General features: G+C 31.5%; 2 protein-coding genes and 1 pseudogene. All 3 read left to right on the plus strand.

What is annotated here, in order from left to right:
* Nucleotides 1-438 (plus strand): hypothetical protein (locus C0512_RS15750; protein WP_290863286.1); only part of this gene is annotated, 438 nt, incomplete at its 5' end.
* A gap of 195 nt (nt 439-633) precedes the next feature.
* A complete protein-coding gene (locus C0512_RS15755; protein ID WP_290863288.1) occupies nt 634-972 on the plus strand; it encodes a hypothetical protein in 339 nt (112 codons plus the stop codon).
* 166 nt (nt 973-1,138) lie between these two features.
* Nucleotides 1,139-1,380 (plus strand): annotated as a pseudogene (locus C0512_RS15760) (hypothetical protein); the annotation flags it as partial.

Consider the following 1,380-nt stretch of genomic DNA (forward strand, 5'->3'; position numbering starts at 1 on the left):
ATCAAGAAAATTGAAAACCAAAAAGGAAAAACTTATATCAAAATATTTTTTGGAAATAACTCCGAAGAGGAACTTAATATTGAAAACGAAAATGTAAAAAACGAGATTTTTGAGTTTCTAAAATCGGAAAATCCGAAATTAAAATATACTGCCGAAATTCCCAGTGTAATAAGCTATGCAAAAGCACAACTTTTTGCTTTATTATCACTAACCATAATATTTATTTGGTCACTATATTTAGCTTTCCAAATTGAAAGTGGTGTGGAATATGAAATTGTTGGTGGTGGAAACCCCGGAATAACAGGAATTGTACTTGTGTTAGCTAACTTAGGCAGTTTGAAAATAATTATCGGATATACAATTCTCTTAGGTTTAACGATATTAGCCTTGTCGAAAAGATTAAAATCCAGAAGTGAAACTGAAATTCTCAAAAGATAAAAAGTACTACTGCCAACAGCCGTTATCCGCTATAGCTGGTTTTTCTTGAGTTGTGCTTCTATTTTCACGTAAAAAGTTTATCTTAGCAGACAGTACGCTGTTCGCTGGATTCGCTACAGTCGGATAGCGGCGAAACGTTGTGCGAAAGCTTTACCAAAAAACCGTAGAATAGTAACTATTGAAAATATAATAAATATGACCACATCGCAATTTAAAGCAGATTATTATTTGGAAAAAACTTATGATTTTATTTCTGAAGTAGAGTTTAATTGTAAATTGACAATGAAAAGAAAATCAGATGATGCTTTTGTAACCGGACTTAAAACGAAAATAAATATTCTTGAAGTGGGACAAGATATAGCAGATTCTCAATTTGCAATCAATCCAATTAGTTGGGAAAAATACTTAGATGCAACGATTATAATGCAATTCAATTTGTTAATGCTGAAAATTAATCTCATAGATCTCTATAACACTGATGGCAAAAAAAATATTGCAGATTTTTTCGAAGAAAATCCATTTCACGAAGATTAAGCCATTCGCACAACAGCGGTTATCAGCTATAGCTGGTTTTTCTTGAGTTGTACCATTTTTTTCACGTAAAAACTCTATCTTAGCAGACAGTACGCAGTTCGTTGGCTTCGCTACAGACTGATAGCCGCGAAACGTTATAGCCAATTTTAAAAAAATCCTGCAAAAAATGGGAAACTGGGGAATAAATATCTCTGAAAGTGATTTATATAAAGATATTGAATACGAATTTTTTCAATCTTATAATGAAGGCGTTGAAGTCAAAGTAATAACTGAAAGCATTGTCAAAAAATATAGTGAAGATTTAAACTCAAATGAAGACTCAAACGAATTTTGGCTTACAATAGCAGACTTACAATGGCAATGTAAATCACTTGAAAATGAAGTTTATGAAAAAATTAAAAACATCGT

Source organism: Flavobacterium sp., assembly GCF_013822155.1.
Classification (GTDB): Bacteria; Bacteroidota; Bacteroidia; order Flavobacteriales; family Flavobacteriaceae; genus Flavobacterium.

What these genes read in the sequence shown, in the direction of transcription:
- C0512_RS15755 (WP_290863288.1), top strand. Translation starts at nt 634, where the DNA reads ATGACCACATCGCAATTTAAAGCAGATTATTATTTGGAAAAAACTTAT.